6 protein-coding genes are annotated in these 6751 nt (G+C 66.0%); 2 read left to right on the top strand and 4 right to left on the bottom strand.

The features are described from left to right. Nucleotides 1-130: 130 nt before the first annotated feature. The 4 genes from BUC15_RS18170 to BUC15_RS18160 form a co-directional block, all read right to left on the bottom strand. The gene (locus BUC15_RS18170) at nt 131-1723 is read right to left on the bottom strand and encodes a hypothetical protein (RefSeq protein WP_073191361.1); all 1593 of its coding nucleotides are present in this window, start codon (nt 1721-1723) and stop codon (nt 131-133) included. Between the two features lie 64 nt (nt 1724-1787). Continuing rightward, complete coding sequence (locus BUC15_RS21125) at nt 1788-2498, bottom strand: HAD-IC family P-type ATPase (RefSeq protein WP_342741753.1); 711 nt, start codon at nt 2496-2498, stop codon at nt 1788-1790. Beyond that, nucleotides 2398-3825 (bottom strand): HAD-IC family P-type ATPase, encoded by a 1428-nt coding sequence (locus BUC15_RS18165; protein WP_342741752.1) that lies wholly within the window; start codon nt 3823-3825, stop codon nt 2398-2400. The genes BUC15_RS21125 and BUC15_RS18165 overlap by 101 nt, the downstream gene beginning before the upstream one ends. A 235-nt stretch (nt 3826-4060) precedes the next feature. After that, a complete protein-coding gene (locus BUC15_RS18160; RefSeq protein ID WP_073191358.1) occupies nt 4061-4441 on the bottom strand; it encodes a VOC family protein in 381 nt (126 codons plus the stop codon). 121 nt (nt 4442-4562) lie between these two features. Between BUC15_RS18160 and BUC15_RS18155 the strand changes: the two genes are divergently transcribed. Together BUC15_RS18155 and BUC15_RS18150 are read left to right on the top strand one after the other, a co-directional pair. Beyond that, nucleotides 4563-5042 carry a Fur family transcriptional regulator gene (locus BUC15_RS18155; protein ID WP_073191357.1) on the top strand — a complete coding sequence of 160 codons (480 nt, stop codon included), beginning with the start codon at nt 4563-4565 and terminating at the stop codon, nt 5040-5042. A gap of 99 nt (nt 5043-5141) precedes the next feature. Further along, nucleotides 5142-6623 (top strand): catalase, encoded by a 1482-nt coding sequence (locus BUC15_RS18150; RefSeq protein WP_073191354.1) that lies wholly within the window; start codon nt 5142-5144, stop codon nt 6621-6623. Nucleotides 6624-6751: the final 128 nt, after the last annotated feature.

The following is a 6751-nucleotide window of genomic DNA, read 5'->3' as shown; positions in this document are numbered from 1 at the left end:
CGTCAGACGGATCAGAATCGACCACTGGCCGATTTTCGGGGAGCGTGGATGCTGCCGAACGACGGACCTGCCGACCGGCGGACCGATCGACCGACGGACCGATCGACCACTCTCCGAGGCCGACACCTCATCAAGCCGTGTAGACCATGTTGTTGAAGACCCATTCGGTGCTGGTCCGGTACCGCCACTGACCACCGGCCATGTAGGTGGAGACGACGCTGGCGCGGGCGTAGGTGCGGCAGGTGTCCCGACCGACCTTCGGCATCCCACACTCGGTCCGCCACTGACGACCGGTCGAGTCGACCCACTCGCCAGCCTTGGCCAAGGGATTGGACCCCCAGACCCCACTGCTGAGTGGCAGGTAGGTGAGGTTGTTGAAGGCCCAGCCTGTCTGTCGTACGTAGCGGTTGCCGCTTCGCTGAACCTGGGTGGCCCAGATCTCGGTCCGGCAACGCAGGGTCTGCGAGTACGGTTCGCAGGTGGTGCGCCACTGCCGGCCGTTGACGGTGTGTTGGCCAGGCGTTGTGTAGACGCTGAACACGACGGGCGTGACTGTGGTGTTCAGAGTGTTGGTGCTCTCGTAGCCAGGGGCCTTGGTCCGGACCCTTGCGCCCACCTTGTACCCGACGTCGGCCGCTGTCAGACGGTAGACCGGCCCCTTGGCCCCTGGGATCACGCTCTCTCGGCCGGCGCTGTCCACCCGAACCCAGGTGACGTCCCGTTCGCCGCCCGGCGGAAGTGCGGGCGAGTTCAGGCGCAGTGGCCAACCGACGATGGCTTGGGAGTGCAGGACCCAGCTGTCGACAGAGAGTCGGGCGGGACGAACGACGAGGGGCCCCGTCGACACGGTCACGCTCTGTCCGTTCGGCCTGGTGACAGTAGCGGTGGCTTCGATCTCTTTGCCCGCCCAGTCGGCGGCGGGAAGCAGTGAGTCGCTGGTCTCTCCGGGTAGTTCGGCGCCGTCGAGCGTCCACCTGATGCGGACGTCGACCTCACCGGTTCCCTTCTGTGTGGTGTCCACCCACACCGTGAACTTCTTGAGTACGACTGGGGCCGAGGACGCTGTGATGGTCGGCTTCGGGATCTCGGCAGCGATGATCCGTTCGCGCGTGTTGGCACTCCTCAGGACAGTGGTCTCCCACCCGGGTTTGCTAGCCGAGACTTCGACCCTCGGCGCGCAATCTTCGACGAGCACCTCAGGGATCACGAACGTCGCCTGAGTGGCCCCTTCGACCGGTTCCAGCCAGCACCGACCCAGCCATTGGTACGTGAACACGACCCCGTCGGTCGGGTAGATCACGTTCGTCTTCGCCGCCAAGGTCTGTCCGACCCGCGGTTCCCCCGTGACGGTGGGAGGACGCGAGAGTATCTGACCCGATGCGATCTCGTAAGGGCCGTCGCGCAGGGTGACGGGGTCACCAACGTCCGGGGTGACGACGACGCTCAGGGCCAGCTCGTGCCCCAGGTACTCCTCGAGGAGGAAGAACGCACCCTCGGCGACCGGCGACCCGGTGGGCAGGGTTTTCTGGGCGGTCGGGACCCCGTCGATGGTCCACTGGTAGTCGATGTCCCCCTCGACCCCGGAGATGACCGCCTTCTGGCTGACGCCGATCTTCTTCTCCCCAACGATCACCACCGATGGGGCCTCGGCACTGGCTTGGGTGGGCGGAACCAGAAACAACGCCAACACCGTCGCGACGGTGAATGTGACAAGTTTGCGCATTCGCACCGGGCCCCCAGGAATCCGTAGCCGACGCCGACCGTCGGGCTTCGAGAGAGAGAGGGTACTACATCGGTTCGCCGGAGCTCTGCCGGGAGAGATCAACGCGCCGAAGCAGTTGAGCGTTCAACGCGACGATGACGGTGGAGGCCGACATCAGGAGGGCGCCGACGCTCATGGGTAGGACGAACCCGATCGGCGCGAGCACCCCGGCCGCAAGGGGCACCGCGATCAGGTTGTAGCCGCCCGCCCACCACAGGTTCTGCTGCATCTTCCTGTATGTCGCTCGGCTCAGTTCGATCACCGACAGCACCGAGCGCGGGTCATCAGAGGTGAGGATGACCCCTGCCGACGCGATCGCGACATCGGTTCCGGCGCCGATCGCGATGCCGACATCTGCCTTGGCGAGGGCCGGGGCGTCGTTGACGCCGTCGCCTACCATCGCAACGCGTCGTCCCTCATCCTGCAGCTCGGCAACCTTCCTGGCCTTGTCCTCGGGGCGTACGCCGGCATAGACCCTGTCGATGCCGAGATCAGCCGCGACCGCATCGGCGACCGCCGCCGCGTCGCCGGTGATCATCGCGACCGCTCTGCCCGCCGCGTGCAATGCATCGACGGCGGCCTTCGACTCGGCCCGGATCTCGTCGGCGAGGCGCAGGGCGCCGATGACGGCACCGTCACGCAGAATATGCAGGACGGTGGCGCCTTCCGGCTCCCACAACTCGGCCTCGGGCAGTGGCGTGGTGGACGTCTCTTCCAGCAGGCCGGGCCCACCCACGGCGATCTCGGCGCCGTCCACGCTGGCGCTGCCCCCGATTGCGGGCCTTGAAGCGAAACCGGTGGCGGGCTGGTACCTGCAGGCCGCGAACTTCGGCTGCGGCGACTATTGCGCGGGCCAGCGGATGCTCGCTGTCGGCCTCTGCTGCTGCGGCCAGAGCGACGATGTCGTCCGCGTCGAACGCTCCTTGTGTTGCAACGGCGGTCACGGCAGGTTCGCCCCGTGTGAGCGTGCCGGTCTTGTCGAACAGGACGGTGTCGACGGTCCGCATGGCCTCGAGCGCGAGTCGGTCCTTGACGAGGATCCCGGCGCTGGCCGCCCGCTCGGTCGCGATGGAAACGACCAGGGGGATAGCCAGGCCGAGCGCGTGGGGGCAGGCGATCACGAGCACGGTGATGGTGCGCACGATCGCCTGATCGGGAAGGCCGAGGAACGACCAGACGATGGCGGTCAATACGGCCGCGCCGAGTGCGTACCAGAACAGCCAGGCGGCCGCCTTGTCAGCGAGACGCTGCGCCCGAGACGTCGAGCTCTGCACATCCGACACAAGCCTGCTGATGCCTGCCAAGGCGGTATCGTCACCGATCGCGGTGACCTCGACCCGCAGCCCCGAGTCGGTGGCGACCGTTCCAGCCACGACCCGATCCCCCACCCTGCGCTTCACCGGGGCCGATTCGCCCGTCACCATCGCCTCGTTGAGGTGCGCCTCACCGTCGACGATCTTGCCGTCGGCCGGGACGGAGGCACCCGGGCGCACGACCACGACGTCACCGACGTTCAACTCGGAGGGCGGCACCTTCACGGTCTGGTCGCCCTCAACCCTGTCAGCCTCATCGGGAAGCAGGGCTGCGAGTGAATCGAGCGCCGAGGACGTCTGGGCGAGCGAACGCATCTCCATCCAGTGCCCCAGCAGCATGATTACGACCAGCAGGGCCAGTTCCCACCAGAAGTCGAGTTGCGCTGGGAGCAGCCCCAAGCTGGCTCCTGCCGAGGAAAGGAAGGCCACTGTGATTGCCAGCCCGATCAGCAGCATCATTCCCGGTTTGCGTTGCCGGAGCTCCGAGACTGCACCCGTGAGGAACGGTCGCCCACCCCACACATACATCACGGTGCCCAACACTGGCGAAACCCAGGCTAGCCAGGCGACGTTGGGCAGCTGATACCCGACGAGGCTGGCGAACATCTCGCTGAGCCCGACGACGGGAACCGCGAGGACGAGCATGATCCAGAAGAGACGGCGGAACTGGCCGACGTGATGGGCGTGCCCGCCGTTGGCCGAGTGGTCCATGCCCGCCATGTCATGGCCGCTGTGGTCCATGCCCGCCATGTATGGCCGCCGTGATCCATCCCGGGCATGTCGCCCGTGTGGTGCCCGCCGTGGTGCTCCATCCCGGGGTGGTGGTTCTGATGCCGCCCTTCGCGTTCGGGTTCAGTGGCTGTGTCCATGTCACCCACGCTACCCCCAGGGGGTATCACTCAAACGAACCGACCCAGCCGTCGCTTGTTCTTGGTCGTCGGCGTTGTTCAGACGTGGGGTTGGATGGGTCCGCCTCGGCGGCAATCTACTGCGTCGCGATCCACCATGTCGTGCCGGAGGGGTCTCGGACTCCGCCACGCAGATCGTCGTCCTCGCTCTTGCGCACGGGTTGCTGGACAACCGCGCCTCCGGCCGCGACCGCGCGGGCAAAGGTCGAACTGACGTCTTCGACGTACAGATGAATGTGGGCGCCGTCACCCTTCGCCCCGGTTGCTCCGCCCCCGATCATCACGATGCCGTCGTCGATCCTGATCTCGGCATGCATCAGCGCGCCGTCCGGATGGTCGAACCTTCGCTGAACCACCCCGTCGAAGGCCGCGCCCAGGAAGGCGATCACTTTCTCGGCGTCGTGACAGATCAGATAGGGGCTCATACTCGGGTAGCCCACCGGCTTCCAGTCATCCATCCTCGGACGATACCCTTCGCGGCCAACAGGTACCTGCGTCGCGCGGCTCCGATCCCCAAGACCAAGTTCTTAGAGAAACTCATCTATTTGACTAGATCAAATATAGGGCTATGGTTGGGACATGGTTTCTGCCACTGAATCGGCCGCTGAGCAGGGCCTTCGTGCCCAGCTTGTGGCAGCCGGGCTTCGGGTGACCAGCCCTCGCCTTGCCACGCTGAGCATCGTGGCGGAGCACCAGCACGCCGAAACCGACGAGATCGCAGCCCTGGTGCGCGCCCGCCTCGGGTCCGTGTCGACGCAGGCCGTCTACGGCGTGCTGCAGGCGCTCACCGACGCCGGCCTGGTGCGCCGGGTCGCGACGGACACCCGTAGCGCCGCCCGCTACGAGATCCACCGCCACGACAACCACCACCACCTGCTCTGCCGCGTCTGCGGTCGCCTTGTTGACGTGCCATGCGTCATCGGTGCGGCTCCCTGCCTCGAACCCTCAGATGCTCAGGGGTTCGACGTCGAGGCGGCCGACGTGCTGTTCCGCGGGGTGTGCGCTGCCTGCCAGGTGGCATCCGTCTCTGGGGGTGATGTCGTCACTCCCGTCATCTGAGGCCCACACTTCAGAACCCATAACGACCGAGATCCGCTCCGTCGACCGACCGGTGCGACGGTGTCTATCAACCCAGAATCCGAATATTAAGGAGAAACCGTGACCGACCTCGACCCCACCACCCACCACGATTCGACAAGGCCTTCCACCACGGAAGCTGGCGCCCCGCGCCAGAGCGACGCCCATTCCCTGAGCATCGGGGCCGACGGCCCGTTGCTGCTCCACGACGTGGCGCTCGTCGAGAAGTTGGCCCGTTTCGACCGGGAGCGGATTCCCGAGCGTTCCCCCCACGCCAAGGGCTCCGGCGCCTTCGGCGAACTGGAGATCACGGAAGACGTGTCCCAGTACACGAGCGCCAAGGTGTTCCAGCCGGGCATCAAGACCCCGATGCTGGCGCGCTTCTCGACGGTCGCTGGCGAACTCGGGTCGCCCGACACCTGGCGTGACGTGCGCGGCTTCGCTCTGCGCTTCTACACCCAGGACGGCAACTTCGACATCGTCGGCAACAACACCCCGACGTTCTTCGTCCGAGATCCAATGAAGTTCCCCGACTTCATCCACTCCCAGAAGCGTCTCCCAGATTCGGGCCTGCGCGACAACAACATGCAGTGGGATTTCTGGACCCTCTCCCCCGAGAGCGCGCACCAGGTGTCCTACCTCATGGGCGACCGGGGTCTGCCCAAGACGTGGCGCAACATGAACGGTTACTCGTCCCACACCTACCAGTGGATCAACGAGGCCGGGGAACGTTTCTGGGTCAAGTACCACTTCCTGACCGAGCAGGGTGTGGAGAACCTCGGCAACGACCAGGCCGACCTGCTCGCAGGCAAGGACGGCGACTTCCACCGTCGCGACCTGTTCGACGCGATCAAGGCAGGCGACTTCCCGTCCTGGCGGGTCGAAGTGCAGATCATGCCCTACGACGACGCGAAGACCTACCGGTTCAATCCGTTCGACCTCACCAAGACCTGGCCGAAGGCGGACTACCCTCGCATCCCGGTCGGGCGATTCACGCTGAACCAGAACCCGGTGAACCATTTCGCGCAAATCGAGCAGGCCGCCTTCAGCCCCTCGAACACCGTGCCCGGCACCGGGCTCTCGCCCGACAAGATGCTACTCGGCCGCGTGTTCTCCTACCCGGACGCGCAGCGCAACAGGCTGGGCACCAACTTCAACCAGCTCCCGGTCAACCGGCCCATCGTGCCGACGAACTCCTATGACAAGGAGGGCGCGATGCAGTTCTTCCACTCCGGGGATTCGCCGGTGTATGCACCGAACTCGTACGGTCGCGCCTACCAGGATGAGCAGGGCCCGGTCGACAACGGTTGGGAGGCCGACGGCGAGATGGTGCGAGCGGCATACTCGCTCCACGCCGAGGACGACGACTTCGGCCAGGCGCACACGCTGGTGCGCGACGTCTACTCAGATGAGCAGCGGGCACGCCTCGTCGAGACCGTCGTCGGCAGCCTGCTCGGCGGTGTGCGGGAGCCCGTCTTGTCGAGGGTGTTCGAGTACTGGCGCCAGATCGACCAGGAGGTCGGCGACAGCATCGAGGCGACCTACCGGGCCAAGGCCGTCTAACTGGGCTGCCCCCCCTCCCGACGGCGCCGCCCACGGTGGCGGCGTCGTCCCGGCTGCACCTGGGGCGTGACCCGGGTTTGAGCAGGATTCGACGTTCATTCGTCGCGTTCGGGCATTGTCAGCAGACA

Origin of the sequence: Tessaracoccus bendigoensis DSM 12906 (assembly GCF_900141915.1) — a bacterium.
GTDB lineage: Bacteria > Actinomycetota > Actinomycetes > Propionibacteriales > Propionibacteriaceae > Arachnia > Arachnia bendigoensis.
The sequence above is the reverse complement of the archived record's forward strand: the minus strand, read 5'-3'. Positions and strand labels throughout refer to the sequence as shown.